The organism is Propionibacterium ruminifibrarum (assembly GCF_900289195.1).
Taxonomy (GTDB): Bacteria; Actinomycetota; Actinomycetes; order Propionibacteriales; family Propionibacteriaceae; genus Propionibacterium; species Propionibacterium ruminifibrarum.
This window is the reverse complement of record NZ_OMOH01000002.1, coordinates 62,539-81,041: the sequence shown is the minus strand read 5'-3', so window position 1 is coordinate 81,041 and position 18,503 is coordinate 62,539. Positions and strand designations below refer to the sequence as shown.

Genomic DNA, 18,503 nt, shown 5'->3' with positions numbered 1-18,503 from the left:
ATCCGGTCTCGTAGGAGGATGTTAGTGGTCTGGAGTGATCGTGTGAGTGATGACAAGCAGGAGAATGACGGTATTTCATACGAGCTTGGACTTCCGGGCGGCACTACCTTTCGGGTGGTTCCGCCCGAGGTGGGTGTGCCGGTGATCCGGCTGTGGTTGGAGCATGATTGGCCTATGAGTGTCCAGGAGGGTCTGGAGTTGCGTGACCGTCTCGGCTGGCAGCCGTCACCAACAGACGAGATGATGTTTACTACCGGTCACGATCTGGGTGGAAAAGACGCATACTTCATAGATCTCAAAGGTCAGGCAAATTCCTTTCACATGGAATTGGCTTCGCGTATTCCTAAGGCCAGTACGCCGCCGGAAGCGCCTGATCTGGTGCGCCAGGCATACACCCAGTACGTCCAAGTGCTGACTGACTTGTACGGCGCCGGCACCACCAAGCACTCCCAGGGGCGCAACGGCCCCCAGGAGTCCACCACGTGGACCCTGCCGAGCGGAGCCTCACTTCAACTCGGCGCCGTCGGGCGAGTCCTCAGCGCCACCGTGGACTCGCCTGCCGCCAACCGTGCGGCCGAGGCCGAACGCCGCTACTTCGAGGAAGAAGAGGAGGAGGCGTAGTTCGCCACTCAGCCCCCGCCACAACCCGCACCAACAACGGCTGGGCCCGAGGACCCCAACGAGGTCCCCATGCACAAGGACCTCAACCGTGGAACGAACGACGCCCACTCGGATAGCTATGAGAAGTTCGAGGACCAGATCGCCGCTAACCCTGACAACTACAGGAACATCGACATCCGCATCGAGTACGACGGCCCACCAGCCAGCGCCGGCTCCGTCAACCGCCTCAGTGACGTCAACCCGAGTGATCGAGTACCAACTCAGCTCGAAGCCAAGTGGGTGGATGAGAACGGCGTAGGGCGGTCTCGAAACTTCAATAACATCAATCCGTAGCAATATAGTCGTAGTGAGGAGCGTGAGCGATGAGGCAGTTAGACCCAGACGAACTACTGGAGCGCGTGGAACGTGAGTTTCGGGTGTGGTTGGACGAGACCGGTGCGGACAGCGCTCACATAGAGGTCAACGGCATTGGACGCGTACAGGATAATGTCGCTTGGCTCATGCGCGACGGGGTCAAAGAGTGGTCGAGGATCCCGTGGGAGCTGGGTTCCCCGCAGGGGGATCTTCGCACTGCGCAGGCGTTGCCTGATCGTGGTGCGTGGACGTGGTGTCGTTTGTGGATGGCTGCCGCTGACGGGGTGCTGCGCCAGGAGTGCGACTGGATGCGCGAGCCTGTATTCACTCAGGCTTCCGGCGACATACGCCCCGGCCCTGGGGATTGCTGGAATGAGTTGAAGCGCTATCCGCGTGATGATGAGTTCATCCCGGACTGGCTGCGCACGGGTTATGAGGCGGAGTTGAAGCGGCAGGAGCGCAATGCCCGTCGTTGTGAGAACTACCGGCGCAAGCGCGAGCAGGAGCACGGCGACTGAGCCGTGCTGGTCCTCGGCTCAGCGTCAGTGCAGGTGCCCCTGGGGTCGTTTCCACGGTGGATCTGCATCTGAATTATCCGTTGCCGAATGCGATGCACACAGTGAATCTTTCCCGGGGATTGAGGGCGAAAAAGCCCGGGGGATCGGCGAGATGGCGAGGGGATGTGCGTGTCGTGAAGGGGTGCATGCGGGGTAGCCGTACAGCATGCACCTTGAGTCATGACACCCCGAGCCCCGGAAGATGTCAGCCCGGCTGAATCGTTCCGGGTTCGAAGGAGGCAGTGAACGCGCCGAACGCCATCGTGCAGGTCCCCGGACTGGCAGTGGGATCATCATCCTGGCCGACATGCCCCAGTGCTCGCCGCCACGAGGCAGCGTCGGAGCGATGCGCGGCCCGCGTCGACGCGCGGGCGGGCCAACCGGGTTCTCCCACTCCCGAGGACGGCATGGCCCCGCCGACCACTCGTGATCGGCGGGACCATGGGTGTGAGCCCACCTCATCACATCCGATTACTCGACGATGAAGACCTCCCTTCCGTTCTCGGTGGTGCGTTCGGCCTTGACGGTCCCGTTGATGGCGTCGCCGGTGACCGTCAGCACCCCGTTGTCGTAGCGGTGGGTCGCGTCGATCAGCGGGACGTTGAGGATCTCGCGGTCGGTGCCGGTGAAGCTCGGGGTGCCGAAGATTTGAAGACTCTGACCCTCGTTGTTCACGTTCAGGATGGTGGTGGTGAGTACCACCTTGTCCTTGTACGCGAACGAGCCGGCGTAGGCGATCTCGCCGAATGTGAGGAAGCGCAGGTAGGCGGTGCCGGTGTCGGCCTCGGCGGAGTCGATCTTCTTGATCTGCGGCCCCGTGTTCTCCTCGGACTCCGCGGCCTGCTTGTCGACCTCCGCCTGCACCTGCTCGTCGACGTCTTCGGGAATGGGAGCCACGTCCTCCAGGAGCAGTTCGGTCAAGGTCGTGCCGCCGGCGTAGAAGCCGTCCTTCCAGCCCGGCTTGCGGGAGTCGAGCAGGACACCGGTGGTGAAACCCAGGGCGTAGGACTCGGCGTCCACCGACAGGTCGACGGTCAGGCCCTCCTTGAGCAGAGGCGCCTGGCGACTGCGCAGCTGCTCGGCGGACTGGTCGGACTCGATCGACAACGCCATGTACTCGACGTACCGCGCCACGCCCTCGGCGATGTCGTAGTGGTGGATGTCCTGCGCCTCCTGCTCGGCCTCCTTCTTCCAGGTGTCGAGCCAGTAGCGGGCATGCCCCAGGTGATCCTGCTGCTTGTTCTGCTCGGTCGCCGCCAGGTAGAGGCTGTGCAGCAGCATCCGGCGCAGGGTGCGCGGGCGCACCTCGAACGGGTACGGGGTGTCGCGGCTGCTCTCGGCGGTCACGTTGATCTCGCCCTGGTAGTAGAAGTGCACCAGCTCATGGGTCATGAGGGCGAAGGCGAAGGTGGCCGGGTCGGTCAGGTCGGCCGCATCGCCGGCTGCCCCGGCCGAGGCGGGGGACGTGCCGGACGAGGCATTCTGCTCATCCTGCCCCTGCCCCTTGCTGAGGGTGACGGCCGAGCCGAGGTTCAAGGTGATGGACGGATAGCCCTCGAAGGTGATCTTGTCATAGGAGGAGGGCGGGGTGATGTCGGCGTATTCGTCGTTCCTGAGCTCTCGGTGCCCGTCGGTGGAGACCACCCAGGCCCGCGTCGCCTTGAAATCATCACCCACCTGCATGGCGACGATCCGGTGCTGGTTGTAGTCGGCGTCAGGCCACACCGAACCCATGAGAGGCCAGACGCGGGACACCCATTCGGCAAGACCGTCGACAATGGCCTCGTACTCCTCGGGCGACAGCGAGGGTGCGTTCCCGCCCAGCCCGCCGAGCTGATCCTGCAAACCGCCCGCAGAGCCGTCTCCGGGATTCTGGGCGCCGCTCGTGCCGTCACCTCCGCCGCGGGTGCAAGCGACCAGCGGGGACAGAAGAGCCGTGCCCATCATGGCCGCCAAGACGGAACGGCGCGTGAGTGAAGGTGCTGGGGTGGACGTTCTCATCATGCGGGCAGGCTCCCTTTCAGAGTTCGCGGCGTCCGCAGAGGGACGACGGCAGTGCATTGGCTGGTGGACGAGAACCGGGTTCTGCGTTCACGTCGAGAAAGATTACGTTTCAAATGACTCGACAAACATCGTGCGAGACGGGGAGTTTCGCCACCATTTCTCTCCCTCCGTGCGAGGAACGCCCCAGTTCTTTGATCCTGCGCCGGGTGGAGAGCCGGTGTTGGTGTTCCATCCCAAGGCTGAGGACCGCACTGGGGGCGCCGGCCCCTGCCACAATCGTCCCCATGGCCTTTTCCGATGACTTCGGGTTCACCGTGCGCACGAGACTGCCCAACGGGCGGGGCAGGACGGGCGTGATCACCACGCCCCACGGGACGATCAGGACCCCGGCGTTCGTCGTCGTCGGCACGAAGGCCGCCGTCAAGGCCATGCTGCCCGACCAGGTCGCCGCGGTCGGCGGTCAGGCCGTGCTCGCCAACGCCTTCCACCTGTATCTCCAGCCGGGTGCGGACATCGTCGACGAGGCAGGCGGTCTCGGCTCCTTCATGGGCTGGACCGGGCCCACCTTCACCGACTCGGGCGGCTTCCAGGTGATGAGCCTCGGCTCGGGGTTCAAGAAGACCCTCGCCATGGACGTCACCGGGCTGCAGAACGATGACGTCATCGCCGAGGGCCACGAACGGCAGGCCCACGTCGACGAGGACGGCGTGAACTTCAAGAGCCCCCTGGACGGCTCGAGGCACCGTTTCACACCCGAGGTGAGCATGCGGGTCCAGCACGGCCTGGGTGCCGACATCATGTTCGCCTTCGACGAGCTGACGACACTGTTCAACACCCGGGAGTACCAGGTCGAGGCCCTCGAACGCACCCGGCGCTGGGCCCAGCGCTGCCTCGACGAGCACGTGCGCCTGACCGGCTCGCGCCGGCACCGGCCCTACCAGGCTCTCTTCGGCGTCATCCAGGGGGCCCAGTACGAGGACCTGCGCCGCAGGGCCTGCCGCGACCTGTCGGCGATGCGCTCGGCCGACGGGGACCGCCCCTTCGACGGCTACGGCATCGGCGGCGCCATCGAGAAGGCCAGGCTGGGGGAGATCGTCGGCTGGTGCGCCGACGAACTGCCCGAGGACCGGCCCCGGCACCTGCTCGGCATCAGCGAGCCGGAGGACCTGTTCGCGGCCTGCGCCGCGGGGGCCGACACCTTCGACTGCGTCAACCCGAGCCGAGTGGCCAGGAACGCGGCGATCTACACGGCCGACGGCCGCTACAACGTCACCACGGCCGCCAACCGCCGTGCCTTCGTCCCCCTGGAGGAAGGCTGTGACTGCTACACCTGCACGCATTGCACACGCGCCTACCTGCACCACCTGTTCAAGGCCCGCGAGATCGACGGCAAGGTGCTCGCCACGATCCACAACGAACGCTTCACCGTTCGTCTCGTCGACCAGATCCGCCGGTCCATGGAGGACGGCAGCTTCGAGGACTTCCGCGCCGAGTGGCTGGGACGCTATCGCTCCGCCGCGAGCACGAGGTGAACCGCCCCGGGCCCCCATCGGTCCGGCGCCCAGAACAGATCCCCCTGGTTCCGCCGCGCAATCCTCCCATGGGCGCCCCAGTCATGGCAGGATCGAGACATGAGTGAGATCAACGAGGATCTGCCCCTCGATGAGGGCGTGGAGAACAGCGACCTGGCCCAGCTCTCCCAGGCGGATTCGCTCATCGACCGCGGTGTCGCCGATCCCCTGGACGAGGGCTTCGTCGCCCCCGACCACTGGTCGGCGGCCCAGCGCTTCGGCAACACGCCCGCCGAGATGGCCCAGGGCGAGACCATCGACCAGCGCGTGACGCAGGAGGAGCCAGAACCGAGCAGTGACCCGGAGCCGGACTGGAACCCCAACGGCGAGCAGCGCCAGGTCGGGTCGACGCGAGCCGGACGCCTCGTGGCACCCGGCGACGCCATGAGCGCCGACACCGAGTCCCAGGCCGTCGCCTCAGACGTGGGCATCTCCGGGGGCGCGGCGAGCGCCGAGGAGGCCGCGATGCACATCATCAACGAGGAGGACCTCGCCCGCCACGGCGACGAGGACAACGAACCCGCGGGCACCGCGGGCCAGGCCCCCGGCTGACACCGGGACCCGAGGCCGGTGTCCCGGCCGGAGCGGCAGTGCCGCGCGGCAGATGGGCCGCGACCGGCTGCTCCAAGCCTCGCGCACCATGGCGTCTCAAATCCAAAGACGACTGTCTTGCTTCATGAGAAAAACCTAGCCTGACTGCGTGACAACTTCATCCGATATCACTCGAACCGCCACCGGCGGCACCAGCGCCGCCAACCCGAAGTGGCGCATCATCGTCTCCTCGCTGGTCGGGACGACCATCGAGTTCTACGACTTCTACGCGTACGCGACGGCCGCCATCTCGGTCTTCCCGTTGCTGTTCTTCACGACCGCGACCGACACCGGCGCGCTCCTGGCCTCACTGGCCACCTTCGGCGTCGCGTTCGTCGCCCGGCCCATCGGGTCCGTGCTCTTCGGGCACTTCGGCGACCGTGCCGGCCGCAAGGCCACCCTTGTCGCCTCACTGCTCACCATGGGCGTCGCCACCGTGATCATCGGCCTGCTGCCCACCTACGAGGCCGTCGGCATCGCCGCGCCGGCCTTCCTCGCCCTGATGCGTTTCTGCCAGGGCCTGGGCCTGGGCGGCGAATGGTCCGGCGCCTCGCTGCTGGCCGGTGAGAACTCCCGCCCTGGCAAACGCGGCTTCGACTCGATGTGGCCCCAGCTGGGCGCCCCGATCGGCTTCCTCATGGCCAACGGATTCTTCCTCCTCCTCACCGCGGTGATGGCCTACGACTCGACCACGGCCACCACCAACCACACCTTCCTGACGTGGGGCTGGCGTCTGCCCTTCCTGTTCTCCGCGGTCATCGTCGTCCTCGGCCTGTGGGTGCGCTTCAAGCTGGACGAGACCCCGAGCTTCAAGAAGGCGCAGAAGCAGGGGGATGTGGTGAAGGCGCCGGTCATCGAGGTCTTCAGGACATCGTGGGGCCCCCTGGTCCGCGGCACCTTCCTCATGGTCGCCACCTACACGCTCTTCTACCTCATGACGACCTGGATCCTGTCCTACTCGATTGGGAAGGTCAGCTCCGGCTTCCTGGGCATCCCCTACCACGACTTCCTGATCGTCCAGCTCATCACGATCTGCGCCTTCGCCCTCACCATTCCCGTCTCGGGCATCCTCGGCGACCGGTGGGGCCGCAAACGCTTCCTGACCATCGTGACCTGCGCCATCGTGGTCTTCGGCGCGAGCTTCGGCTTCTTCCTCGCCCCCGACAAGATCGGCACCGGCACGGACGCCAACCTGGTGCGCATGACTGTCTTCATGCTCATCGGCATGGCCCTCATGGGGCTGACCTTCGGGATCCAGTCGGCTCTGCTGCCCGAACTGTTCCCGACCAACGTGCGCTACACGGGCTCGGCCATCAGCTACAACGTGGCCTCGATCCTCGGCGCCTCGGTGGCCCCCTTCATCGCGGCCTGGCTCGCCAGCCGTTTCGGCCCCGGATCGGTCGGCCTCTACCTGATCGCCATGGCTCTGTGCACGCTCGCCTCCCTGGTCACCATGAAGGAGACCAAGGGCATCGACCTGGACACCATGAGCGCCCACGAGGCCCCGGCCGTCGAGGCAGTGAGGGTCTAGGACCCGATCATCGGCACGCCCACGCCGGACCGGTCCGGGCGTGGGCGTGCCAGTCGTGGAGGGGTTCTGGGGCGTGCGCGTAGGATCGGAGTCAACACCATCGGTCGAAGACGAAACGATCCCGCGAAAGGCCTTGTTCTGAGCAGCATGAATATCTGGCGCGACAGCGCCGACGACGTGGACAACCAGGGCGTGCGCACCATCACGGTGCCGGTCTCACTCGACATGGTGAACCTGCTCGGTCCCCGTGATGAGTTCCTGCGCCTGCTCGAGAGACGTCTTGAGGCCGGCATCATGGTCAGGGGGAACCGCATCACCCTGACGGGCCGGGCCGATGCGGTCGAGTTGGCCTGGCAGGTGTTCACCGAGATGATCACGATCGCTCGCACCGGACAGGGCCTGACGAGCGAGGCCGTCGAACGCATCGTCGTCATGGAGTCCGACGACTCCGACGTTCCGCCCTCGAAGATCCTCACCCAGGACATCCTGTCGAATCGCGGCCGCACGATCCGCCCCAAGACCCTCAACCAGAAGCGCTACGTCGATGCGATCGACAGCCACACTCTCACCTTCGGCGTGGGCCCGGCGGGCACCGGCAAGACCTACCTGGCCATGGCGAAGGCCGTCCAGGCCCTGCAGTCCAAGCAGGTCAACCGCCTCATCCTGACCCGTCCCGCCATCGAGGCGGGGGAGAGGCTCGGTTTCCTGCCCGGCACCCTCTCGGACAAGATCGACCCGTACCTGCGCCCGCTGTACGACGCCCTGCACGACATGCTCGACCCGGACCGCGTGCCGAAGCTCATCACCAGTGGCGTCATCGAGGTGGCTCCGCTGGCGTACATGAGGGGACGCACGCTCAACGACGCCTTCATCGTCCTCGACGAGGCCCAGAACACGAGTTCGGAACAGATGAAGATGTTCCTGACCCGCCTGGGCTTCAACTCGAAGATCGTCGTCACCGGCGACATCACCCAGGTCGACCTGCCGGGTGGGATCCCCAGCGGCCTGCGTCAGGTCGGGGACATCCTCGACGGCATCGACGACATCGCCTTCTGCCGGCTGACCAGCCACGACGTCGTCCGGCACAGACTCGTGGGACGCATCGTCGCAGCCTACGACCGCTACGACATCACGCACCCGCCCCGGACCGGGCGCCGTCAGGAGCAGCAGTGATCGACATCAACAACGAATCCGGTGAACAGGTGGACACCCAGGCGCTCGTCCGTCTGGCGCGCTACGCCCTCCAGGAGCTGCGCATTCACCCCCAGTCGGACCTGTCGATCCTGCTGGTCGACGAGGACACCATGGCCGTCTACCACAAGCGGTTCATGGACCTGGAGGGTCCGACCGACGTCATGAGCTTCCCCATGGATGAACTGCGTGCGCCCGCCGCCGACGAGGAGCCGCCGCAGGGCCTGCTCGGTGACATCGTCATCTGCCCGGCCTTCACCGGTGCCCAGGCCCCGGGCAATGGCCGCACCAACCAGGAGGAGATGGAGTACCTGCTCATTCACGGGCTGCTCCACCTGCTCGGCCACGACCACGCCGAACCCGAGGAGAAGGCCGTCATGTTCGGTCTCAACGACCGGATCATCGCCGGGTGGCGGGCGGCCAGGTGACCAGCGGCCAATGGATCGCGCTGGCCGTCGCGCTCGTCGCAACGATTCTCGCCAGTCTGCTCGCCGCCGGGGAGACCGCGCTGCAGGTGATCACCCCCTCCCGTGCCCAGCACATGGTCGATGACGGCGTGCGCGGCGCCGCGCGTGTCGCCGAGATCGAGGCGGACCCCGCGCCGGCCATCAACACGGCGATGCTCCTGCGTACCGCGTGCGAGATGGTCACCGCCTGCGTCGTCTTCTGGGTGCTCTTCGAGCACCTGGACGGTACCTGGGTGCGGTTCGCCGTCCCCGTGCTCGTCCTCACCGTCATCGCCTTCATCCTCTGGGGCGTCATGCCCCGCACCCTCGGCCGGCAGCGGGCCGAGACCGTCGCCGTCCGCGCCTCCGGTCCGCTGCGCCTGTGCACCGCACTGTTCGGCTGGCTGACCAGCGCACTCATCCTCGTCGGCAACGCCGTGACCCCCGGCCGCGGTTACGCCGACGGGCCCTTCGCCTCCGAGGAGGAACTGCGCCAGCTCGTCGACATCGCCGAGCAGGCCGATGCGATCGAACACGGCGAACGCGAGATGATCCACTCCGTCTTCGAGCTGGGGGACACCCTCGTCCGCGAGGTCATGGTGCCCCGCACCGACGTGGTCTTCATCGAGTCCGGCAAGACGCTGCGCCAGGGCATGAGCCTGGCCCTGCGGTCGGGGTTCAGCCGGATCCCCGTCATCGGGGAGAACCTCGACGACGTCCGCGGCGTCATGTACATCAAGGACATCACCCAACGCATCTTCGACGACCCGGACGCCGAGCGCGCCGAGACGGTCGACCAGCACATGCGCCCGGTGGCCTTCTGCCCCGACTCCAAGCCGGTCGACGAACTGCTCACCGAGATGCAGGCCAGCCGCAATCACATGGTCGTCGTCGTCGACGAGTTCGGCGGCTCGGCCGGTCTGGCCACCATCGAGGACCTCGTCGAGGAGATCGTCGGTGAGATCACCGACGAGTACGACGCCGAACCCGACCTGGCCGAGCGGATCGAACCCGACCGCTGGCGCGTCTCGGCCCGCATGTCCCTCGGCGAGGTCGGCGACCTGTTCGGCCTCGACCTCGCGGACGAGGACGTCGACACGGCGGGCGGCCTCATGGCCAAGCTCCTCAACCGTGTCCCGATCCCGGGGGCGCACGTGCAGTGGCAGGGTTTGGAGTTCACCGCGGAACGAGCCACCGGCCGACGTCACCAGATCGACACCATCGTCGTCTCGTCGCTGCCTGAACCGGCCGGCGACGAACAGGAGCCCACCGATGAGCAGTGAGATCATGAGCATCCCCGAGGACTTCCGCAGTGGCTTCGTGTGCTTCGTGGGCCGCCCCAACGCCGGCAAGTCGACACTGACGAATGCCCTCGTCGGGAGCAAGGTCGCCATCACCAGCTCGAAGCCGCAGACCACTCGTCACACGGTGCGCGGCATCGTCCACCGCCCCGACGGTCAGCTGGTCATCATCGACACGCCCGGCGTCAGCAAACCCCGCTCGCTGCTGCAGACCCGTCTCAACGACCTCGTCCGCGACACCTGGTCCGAGGTCGACGTCGTCGCCCTGGTGCTGCCCAGCAATGAACGCATCGGCCCCGGCGACGTCTTCCTGGCCAGGCAACTGGCCGGTCTGCGCAACGGCCCCAGGATCATGGCCATCGCCACCAAGACCGATCTGGTGAGACCCGAGCGACTCGCGCAGCACCTGAGTCGCATCGACGCCCTGCAGGCCGAGGTCGGTGTCTCCTTCGAGCAGATCGTGCCCTGCTCGGCGCTCAACGGCGACCAGGTCAACGAGGTCGCCGACGTGCTGTTCGACCTCATGGAACCGGGCCCGCCGTTCTACCCCGACGGCGAGATCACCGATGAGCCGGACGAGACCCTGGCCGCCGAACTCATCCGCGAAGCAGCGCTCGAGGAGGTTCGCGACGAATTGCCGCACTCGATCACGGTGTCGATCGACGAGATGGGCCTGCGCGATGGCCGCGACGAGCGTCACCCGCTGCTCGACATCTACGCCAGCCTCATCGTCGAACGCGACTCGCAGAAGGGCATCATGGTGGGCAGGGGTGGTGAACGCATCAAACGCATCGGCACCCGCGCGCGCCGCCAGATCTCCTCGCTGCTCGGCACTCCCGTGCACCTTGACCTCAGGGTCAAGGTGGTCAAGGACTGGCAGCGCGACGCGAAACAGCTGAACCGACTGGGATTCTGAGAGGACCGTCATGGCACTTTCTGGAGGCGACCGCCGTACCGCATTCGGTGTCCGGCGGATCTTCGAGCGTCTCACCAATGCGCAGGGGGCGACAGTGGGCGCGGTCGTGCACGACCTCGGCGCCACGAACATCCTGACGTTCGCGGTGATGCCCGCCGACGGGAAGCTCGTCGAGGTGAGTTCACGCATCGAGTGCAAGAACGCCAACCCCTTCACCTGGACGCACGCCCTGACCCGGATCGACGACAGGCTCCACGACCTGCAACGCACCACCGACATGCCCAGCCCCTGCGTGCCCGTCTGGGCCGAGTACGGCATTGCGCACTACCTGGCAGACAAGCCCGAGCACGCCCCGATCGAGTGCACGATGATCGACGAGATCACCGGCGAGCAGCACGAGGCGGTTTTCGCCTGGACGGAGCCCACGACCATCACCTGGACGCTCGACGGGGTACTGCGCCGCAGGTACACGATCGCCGACGAGCAGATCGCCTCCAGCGAACAAGGCGCCCTGACGGCGGTTCGCGTTCCGGGTGAGGATGCCCTGCTGTCGGGCATAGACCAGGGGATCCGCTACCGTGTCACCGACTTCATGAGGGACGCCAACGAGCGCTGATCCCGATTCCTCGACGCCCCAATCGGGCGGGACAACGGGCCAGTCAGCGGGACACGGGCCGGTCATGAGACGATGGAAAAGCACAATGCACTAGGAGGCGATCATGGCGATCTGTAAGAAGCGCGCTGCCAAGAAGGCCGAGAAGAAGGCCGCCAAGGCTGCGAAGAAGCAGGCCAAGAAGGGTTCATTCCTCGGCCGTTGCCTGCGCAAGCTGCTGGTCTGCACCGTTCTCGTCGGCGGTGTCGTCGGGGCCCTGGCCTATCTCGGACGCCCCGGCACGGGCGACGGCGAAGACGTCTGAGGACCCGTTCCGGGGGCGGCCGGACCGCCTGACCGTGGACACGACGAAATCGGTGAGGGGCCGGCCCACCTGGGCCGGCCCCTCAACCTCGTCCGGTGGTCCGCGAACCCGAGCGGGTGACTCGACCCCGTCGACTCCTGGCCGGCCGCCGCATCCGCTCGCGTTGACCAGATGGTGCCCGGCCGCGGTCTAGTCAGCGGCGTCCGCCCACCAGGTGATCCTTCCGTTCGCCATGGTCAGGAAGACCTCGGTCCGTCCGAGGCGGTCGGGCTCGGTCGCGAACGGGTTCTCGTCGAGGGCGATGAGATCGGCGTACCCGCCCGGCACCAGCGCACCGATACGTCCTGTCGAGGCGCGCAGCGCCTGAGCGATGCTCAGCGCCTCGCGGGAGTGCCACGCCTCCTGGCCCGGCAGGGCGCGCAGCACGGCGGTCTGAATCGTCAGCCAGGGATCGACCGGTGCGACCGGGGCGTCCGTGCCGAAGCTGAGCGGCACCCCTGCCTCGAGCATCGAGCGCAGGGGGAAGAAGCGGTCGGTCTCCGCCGGCCAGCGCTCCTCGACGAGTCCGCGATCGGCGAGCATGTGCACGGGCTGCACGCTGGCGCGCAAACCGAGTTCGGCCATGCGGGAGATGTCCGATGGGCTCGGTACGGCGGCGTGTTCGATGCTTCCGGTGGCGCCGGTCTCGGTGAAACAGTCCAGCGCCATGGTGATCGCCCTGTCACCGATGGCGTGCACGGCGGTCTGCAGACCGTGCAACTCCGCGCGGCCCATCAAGGTGGCGAGCTTCTCGCGGGTGATGCTCGGCGCGCCGTGCGGATCGAGCCCGTCGCCGGGATCGCCGTAGGGGCGGGAGCACCAGGCCGTCTGGGCGGTGAACGAACCATCGCTGATGATCTTGAGTGGCCCTCCCCGCAGCCACCCCGCCTCGTCGAGGGGATGATCGGTGCGCATCCCCGATGCGATGGCCTCGTCGAGGTTGTCGCCCCAGCAGGCGATGACGACCCGCAGCAGCTGGTCGGGGCGGGCGGCGCGGCGGCGCCACGTGCGGATCCGCCCGGGACCGTGTTGCATGTCGGTCACGCCCACAATGCCCCGCGAGGCCGCCAGTTCCTGCGCCCGGGCCACCCACTCGTCGAGCATGGTCTCGTCGACTACGCTGAACCTGTCCTCCAGCCTGAAGGCGTCCTTCTCGTGGAGGACGCCGTCGGCAAGGTCCTCCCGGTCCATGCCCCAGTGGCGCCGGGCGGCACCATTCGTCCATGCGGTGTGCAGGTTCGCGGCCACAACGACGATGGGGCGGGTGGCACTGATCGCATCGAGCATCGCACCGGCCAGTGTGTCGGGCCAGGTCCAGGGCTGGGCGCCCATTGCGATGATCGGTTCGTCGTCGGTCCTCTGCTCGGTGATGCCGCCCAGCCGTGCGCACAGCTCGGCCGCACTGTCCGCCCTGCCCGCATCGGGCCATCGGCAGGCCATGGCCCACAGGTCGAAGTGAACGTGCGCGTCCCACAGACCGGGCATGACCCACCTGCCCTGCAGATCGATCTCGGATCCGTCGTCATCGGCACCCGTCGCGGCCACATCGGAGCGGTAGATGCGGGGGCCGCTGACCACGATGTCATGGGGCCGGCCGGCCGTACCGGTCACCAGATCGACCATCCTCGCATTGCGAAGTCTCATGATGACCATCAAACCCCTCAGGACGGACGGGGCCCGCGATGTCCGGACTTCTCGGACACCTTGTCGCGCCGTTGCGCACCGTGGGATACCATGTGGCCGTGGCTGATGACAGTGTCGCCCGCTATGGGCTGCTACTTCTGTGCCGCAGTGGGATCCGCTCGAAGTAGTCGGCCAGTCCCACTGCGGTGTGTTGTCGTGTGCCGGCGCCGAGCCCAGTCTCGGAATCCTCTCAGGACAAGGATCCTTCATGACCACTGATTTCCCCACACCTCACGTATGCCCGCTGACGGCACCGATCCAGCAGCCCAGCGGAATGAACGTCAGCCGCTACCGCGCGGCGGAGACACTCTCGCTGCCGGACCGCACCTGGCCCGACAAGCAGATCACCAAGGCCCCGCGCTGGTTGTCCACCGACCTGCGTGACGGCAACCAGGCCCTCATCGATCCGATGACTCCCAGCCGTAAGCGCAAGATGTTCGATCTGCTCGTTCAGATGGGGTACAAGGAGATCGAGATCGGTTTCCCCTCGGCCTCCCAGACCGAATGGGATTTCGTCCGCTCACTCATCGAGGACGACGCCATCCCCGAGGACGTCACCGTCTCGGTGCTCACGCAGGCCCGCGAGGACCTCATCGAGCGCACCGCCCAGTCCCTCGTCGGCGTGCATCACGGCGTCATCCACATGTACAACGCCATCTCGGAACTGTTCCGACGCGTCGTCTTCCACAACACGGAGGCCGAGACGGTCGACTTGGCCCAGCGCGGCACCGGCTGGGTGGTCAACTCGATTGAGAAGTACCTGCCGGACACGCCCATCGGCTACGAGTACAGCCCCGAGATCTTCACCCAGTCGCCGATCGACTTCGCCATCGAGGTCTGCGACGCCGTCATGGATGTCTGGCAGCCCGACGCCGAACGCGAGATCATCCTCAACCTGCCGGCCACCGTCGAGGTCTCCACGCCCAACGTCTACGCCGATCGCATCGAGTACTTCAGCCGCAACATCTCCCACCGCGAGCACGTCTGCGTCTCGATGCACTGCCACAACGACCGGGGCACCGCCGTCGCGGCCACGGAACTGGGCATGATGGCCGGCGGTCAGCGCGTGGAGGGCTGCCTGTTCGGTCACGGCGAGCGCACCGGCAACGTCGACCTGGTCACCCTCGGCATGAACCTCTACAGCCAGGGCATCGACCCGATGATCGACTTCTCCGACATGGACACCATCCGCCGCACGGTCGAGTACTGCACCGGTATGCCCGTCCCGGCCCGTCAGCCCTACGCCGGCGATCTCGTCTACACCGCCTTCTCGGGCTCCCACCAGGACGCCATCAAGAAGGGCCTGGAGGACTTGGAGGCCAGGGGCAAGGAGCAGGGCAAGACCATCCACGAGATCGACTGGCTCGCCCCGTACCTGCCCATCGATCCGCATGACGTCGGTCGCACCTACGAGGCGGTCATCCGTGTCAACAGCCAGTCCGGCAAGGGCGGCATGGCCTATCTCATGAAGAATGACCGGCACCTGGACCTGCCGCGGCGCCTCCAGATGGAGTTCAGCCGGGCCGTGCAGGACCACGCCGACTCCAGCGGCCGCGAGGTCAGCTCCGACGAGCTGTGGCAGATCTTCAGCGACGAGTACCTCGAGCGCACCAGCCCGATCGAGGCCCTCGACTTCACCGTTGGCGCCAGGAAGGGCCGGACGAGCATCGACGCGACCATCGGGTTCAACGGCAAGGAACAGCGCATCAGCGGTGAGGGCAACGGCCCGCTGTCCGCCTTCATCGACGCGCTCGGTCAGGTCGGCCTGTCGGTCAAGGTGCTCGACTACACCGAGCACGCCCTCACCGAGGGCGGTGACGCCTATGCCGCCGCCTACGTCGAGGCCGAGATCGAACGGGGCACGGACACGGTCGTCCTGTGGGGGGTCGGCATCGACCCCGACATCACCACCGCCACCCTCAAGGCCGCTGTCAGCGCCGTGAACCGCGTCTGACCGCAGAGCACGCCGCAGGACCCTCAGGTCAACCGTCGCAGATAGTCCGCGAGGACGAGCGCATGGTTGACCTGGGGGTCCTTCGCCGCGTAGACGAGCGTGAGCCGGTCTGCGCCGGCGGCGCGCTCGATCAGGGCCTGCGGGGCACTCGAGGACTCCAGCTCGGTGGTGTAGCGCTGCCCGAACTCCTCGAAGAGTTCCGGCCGGTGCCCGAACCAGGTCCGCAGCTCGCTGCTGGGGGCGACGTCCTTGCACCACTCGTCGAGTTCGGCCCGGGCCCTCGACACGCCACGCGGCCACAGCCGGTCGACGAGCACCCGATAGCCGTCACCGGCGTCAGGGCGTTCGTACACGCGCTTGATGGCGATTTCCATGCATCCGGTGTAGCACGGAACAGTGATGTGCCGTCGGGCCCAGACTGTCAGCTCGCCACTGCTTCCGCGATTCCAGCCAAGACCTTTCGGAGTTCTGGCCTCACCTCGTCCGGAGCCGGTAGCTGGGGACGCACCGGATCACCGCAGGGGTACCCGATCTCGTCCAGCGCGAGCTTGATGAGCGGGGCCAGACCATGACGGGTGAACAGCGCGTTCAACGGCCAGATCTCAGCCTGGAGTCTTGCCCGGCGGGCAAGGTCGCCGCGCAGGTGCGCGTCCCACAGGGCGGTTGCGGCGGCCGGCACGACGCAGGCCGGCCCGGCCATCCAGCCCACCCCGCCGAGGTCGAGGACGGCGGTGGGCAGATGGGCGGAAGCGGCGAAGAATTTCAGCCTCTCGCCCAGCACGGACTGGATGGACAGCAACTTGCCAGTCACCCCGGAGGCATCCTTCAGGTAGCGCACATTGTCGTCGGCGACGATCCGTTCCAGGGCCGTCAGAGGGATGTCCGCTCCCAGTCGCGGATTCGTGTACAGCACGACCGGAAGGTCTGTTGCCGTGGCCAGTGCGTGGAAGTAGTCGACGACACCGTCAAGCGGGGGCGGGCCGTAGACCAGTTGAATGCCGATGACCCCGTCGACCCCCCACGAGGTCATGGCGGCAGCCTGGGTGGCCGCCGCCGCACTGGCGTAGGCGGCCACCCCGGCCACGACAGGCACCCGTCCGGCGGCCTCCTCGATGGTTGTCCTGACGATGGTTTCTTGCTGTCCTGGCGTCAGGTACATCACCTCGCCGGTCGAACCCAGCGGGGACAGCCCGTGCACCCCCTCGTCCAGCAGGTGCCGGACGAGGCGGCGCAGGGCCAGTTCGTCCACTCGCCCCCGTTCGTCCATAGGGGACACGAGATAGGGGTAGATGCCGTGGAAATCCTCGTCCCGGGTGCTCATCGTTCGTTCCTCACCAGTATCCGATCAGTTTCATCCAGCCGCCGCCTATGATCATCCAGACGGCGATCGAGGCAAGAGCCGCGATGAAGCTGACTCGCCACCAGGCGCCGACACTGTTGTAGCCGGTGCCGAACAGGGCCGGGCTCGCGCCTCCCGCGTACTGGGTGATCGAGGTGAACAGATTGGATATGTAGCCCAGCACGAGGGCGGCCATGAGTGGTGGCGTCCCGACGGCGATGGCGGCCGCGAGGAAGGCGACGTACATGGCCGAGATGTGCGCCGTCGCCGAGGCGAACAGGTAATGGCTGAAGAAGTAGACCAGGGTCAGGGTGATGAATGCGAGCTGCCAGCTCATGCCGCCGAGCGAGCCGGCGATCATGTCGGCCAGCCAGCCGATGAGCCCGTACTTGCCAAGCGCCGTGGCCATCATATAGAGGACCGCGAACCACACCATGGTGTCCCAGGCGGCCTTCTCCCGGGCGACGTCCTCCCAGGTCAGGACGCCGCTCAGCAGCAGAACGACCAGGCCGATGAACCCCGTCGTGGTGGCGTTGATGCCGAGCACGATGTCGCCGACCGTCCACAGCAGCAGGAGCAAGACGAAGGTGCCGCCCATGACCTTCTCCGCGGCACTGGTCGGGCCCAACCCGGCCAGTTCGCGTTTGGCCATGGCGACGACCTCAGGGGTTTCCTTGAGTTCGGGCGGGTAGACCTTGTAGACGACGAACGGCACCACGAGCAGCGCGCACAAGCCGGGCACGATGGCGCCCAGGGCCCAAGACGTCCAGCTGAGCGTCACATCCTGTGACGATGCGAGGGAGGCGATGAGGGGATTGCCGGCCATCGCCGTCATGAACATGGCACAGGTGATCGCATTCACCTGACCGACGTTGATCGCGAGGAAGGCTCCAGCGCGGCGGGCTGTCGGCCCCGGAGTGGAGTCGTAGGTGAGCGCCACCGAGCGCATGATCGGCGCCATGATGCCGCCACCGCGGGCCGTTGCCGAGGGGATCGCGGGGGCCAGGACCAGGTCGGCCAGGGCCAGACCGTAGCTGACCCCCAGCATCCGGCCGCCGATCTTCGAGACGAAGAAGAGCGCGATCCGCCGCCCGAGCCCGGTCTTGATGAAGCCCCTCGAGATGAGGAACGCCATCACGATGAGCCAGATGGTGGAGTTGGCGAAGCCCATCAGGGCCGTTGGGTCCCCGGCGTTCTCGGCAGTCAGCGGAACGACGCCGGTGAGGACGCACACGACGGTGCCGATGATGGTCACCGCGCCCATGGGCAGGGGTTTTGCGATGATCCCCACGATGGTGGCCAGGAAGATCGCGAGCATGTGCCAGGCCTGGGCCGTGACCCCGCCGGGCGGCGGGATGAACCAGATCACGGCACCGACGACGAGCGGGACCAGGATGCGCAGGAGGGACACGGGGTGCAGACCGCCCATCTGCTCGACGGCCTGCTGTTGTTGGTCCGCCTGCGGTGAGACTGATGCGGTCATGGCAT

18 protein-coding genes are annotated in these 18,503 nt (G+C 66.7%); 13 read left to right on the top strand and 5 right to left on the bottom strand.

Going from position 1 to position 18,503, the window contains the following annotated elements; all coding sequences use genetic code 11:
* Positions 1-42 precede the first annotated feature (42 nt).
* The 3 genes from PROPJV5_RS02410 to PROPJV5_RS02400 all read left to right on the top strand — a co-directional run bounded on the left by PROPJV5_RS02410 (position 43) and on the right by PROPJV5_RS02400 (position 1,493).
* Positions 43-621, top strand: coding sequence for a DUF6301 family protein (locus PROPJV5_RS02410; protein ID WP_220474306.1), 579 nt, complete (start codon positions 43-45; stop codon positions 619-621).
* Between the two features lie 69 nt (positions 622-690).
* Positions 691-954, top strand: a complete 264-nt coding sequence (locus tag PROPJV5_RS02405) for a hypothetical protein (RefSeq protein ID WP_119714748.1) — start codon at positions 691-693, stop codon at positions 952-954.
* Positions 955-983: 29 nt separating this feature from the next.
* Positions 984-1,493, top strand: coding sequence for a hypothetical protein (locus PROPJV5_RS02400; RefSeq protein WP_119714747.1), 510 nt, complete (start codon positions 984-986; stop codon positions 1,491-1,493).
* Between the two features lie 510 nt (positions 1,494-2,003).
* Here PROPJV5_RS02400 and PROPJV5_RS02395 read toward each other — a convergent pair.
* Complete coding sequence (locus tag PROPJV5_RS02395; RefSeq protein ID WP_220474305.1) at positions 2,004-3,536, bottom strand: hypothetical protein; 1,533 nt, start codon at positions 3,534-3,536, stop codon at positions 2,004-2,006.
* A 284-nt stretch (positions 3,537-3,820) separates the two neighbouring features.
* Here PROPJV5_RS02395 and tgt point away from each other — a divergent pair, with 284 nt between their 5' ends.
* The 9 genes from tgt (at position 3,821) to PROPJV5_RS02350 (ending at position 12,000) form a co-directional block, all read left to right on the top strand.
* The gene (tgt, locus tag PROPJV5_RS02390) at positions 3,821-5,068 is read left to right on the top strand and encodes a tRNA guanosine(34) transglycosylase Tgt (protein WP_119714745.1); all 1,248 of its coding nucleotides are present in this window, start codon (positions 3,821-3,823) and stop codon (positions 5,066-5,068) included.
* A 99-nt stretch (positions 5,069-5,167) separates the two neighbouring features.
* A complete protein-coding gene (locus tag PROPJV5_RS02385; protein WP_119714744.1) occupies positions 5,168-5,659 on the top strand; it encodes a DUF5709 domain-containing protein in 492 nt (163 codons plus the stop codon).
* A gap of 148 nt (positions 5,660-5,807) precedes the next feature.
* The gene (locus tag PROPJV5_RS02380; protein WP_119714743.1) at positions 5,808-7,229 is read left to right on the top strand and encodes an MFS transporter; all 1,422 of its coding nucleotides are present in this window, start codon (positions 5,808-5,810) and stop codon (positions 7,227-7,229) included.
* A gap of 147 nt (positions 7,230-7,376) precedes the next feature.
* A complete protein-coding gene (locus PROPJV5_RS02375) occupies positions 7,377-8,402 on the top strand; it encodes a PhoH family protein (RefSeq protein WP_119714742.1) in 1,026 nt (341 codons plus the stop codon).
* A complete protein-coding gene (gene ybeY / locus PROPJV5_RS02370; protein WP_119714741.1) occupies positions 8,399-8,848 on the top strand; it encodes an rRNA maturation RNase YbeY in 450 nt (149 codons plus the stop codon). The genes PROPJV5_RS02375 and ybeY overlap by 4 nt, the downstream gene beginning before the upstream one ends.
* Entirely contained in the window at positions 8,845-10,149 is a 1,305-nt protein-coding gene (locus tag PROPJV5_RS02365) for a hemolysin family protein (protein WP_119714976.1), read from the top strand. Before ybeY ends, PROPJV5_RS02365 begins: the two co-directional genes overlap by 4 nt.
* The gene (gene era, locus PROPJV5_RS02360; RefSeq protein WP_119714740.1) at positions 10,139-11,083 is read left to right on the top strand and encodes a GTPase Era; all 945 of its coding nucleotides are present in this window, start codon (positions 10,139-10,141) and stop codon (positions 11,081-11,083) included. The genes PROPJV5_RS02365 and era overlap by 11 nt, the downstream gene beginning before the upstream one ends.
* 10 nt (positions 11,084-11,093) lie before the next feature.
* Complete coding sequence (locus tag PROPJV5_RS02355) at positions 11,094-11,699, top strand: hypothetical protein (RefSeq protein ID WP_147385322.1); 606 nt, start codon at positions 11,094-11,096, stop codon at positions 11,697-11,699.
* Between the two features lie 103 nt (positions 11,700-11,802).
* Positions 11,803-12,000 carry a hypothetical protein gene (locus PROPJV5_RS02350; RefSeq protein WP_119714738.1) on the top strand — a complete coding sequence of 66 codons (198 nt, stop codon included), beginning with the start codon at positions 11,803-11,805 and terminating at the stop codon, positions 11,998-12,000.
* Between the two features lie 189 nt (positions 12,001-12,189).
* On the opposite strand, the gene PROPJV5_RS02345 is transcribed toward PROPJV5_RS02350, so the two are convergent.
* The gene (locus tag PROPJV5_RS02345; protein WP_182858541.1) at positions 12,190-13,683 is read right to left on the bottom strand and encodes an amidohydrolase; all 1,494 of its coding nucleotides are present in this window, start codon (positions 13,681-13,683) and stop codon (positions 12,190-12,192) included.
* A gap of 247 nt (positions 13,684-13,930) precedes the next feature.
* On the opposite strand from PROPJV5_RS02345, the gene leuA reads away from it, so the two are divergent.
* Complete coding sequence (gene leuA, locus PROPJV5_RS02340; RefSeq protein ID WP_119714736.1) at positions 13,931-15,676, top strand: 2-isopropylmalate synthase; 1,746 nt, start codon at positions 13,931-13,933, stop codon at positions 15,674-15,676.
* Between the two features lie 23 nt (positions 15,677-15,699).
* On the opposite strand, the gene PROPJV5_RS02335 is transcribed toward leuA, so the two are convergent.
* Genes PROPJV5_RS02335 through PROPJV5_RS02325 form a run of 3 tightly spaced genes read right to left on the bottom strand, consistent with a single transcriptional unit; the run spans position 15,700 to position 18,498 of the window.
* Positions 15,700-16,050, bottom strand: a complete 351-nt coding sequence (locus tag PROPJV5_RS02335; RefSeq protein WP_119714735.1) for a DUF488 domain-containing protein — start codon at positions 16,048-16,050, stop codon at positions 15,700-15,702.
* 47 nt (positions 16,051-16,097) lie between these two features.
* The gene (locus PROPJV5_RS02330) at positions 16,098-16,997 is read right to left on the bottom strand and encodes a dihydrodipicolinate synthase family protein (protein WP_119714734.1); all 900 of its coding nucleotides are present in this window, start codon (positions 16,995-16,997) and stop codon (positions 16,098-16,100) included.
* Between the two features lie 10 nt (positions 16,998-17,007).
* Complete coding sequence (locus PROPJV5_RS02325) at positions 17,008-18,498, bottom strand: anion permease (RefSeq protein ID WP_220474304.1); 1,491 nt, start codon at positions 18,496-18,498, stop codon at positions 17,008-17,010.
* Positions 18,499-18,503 lie beyond the last annotated feature (5 nt).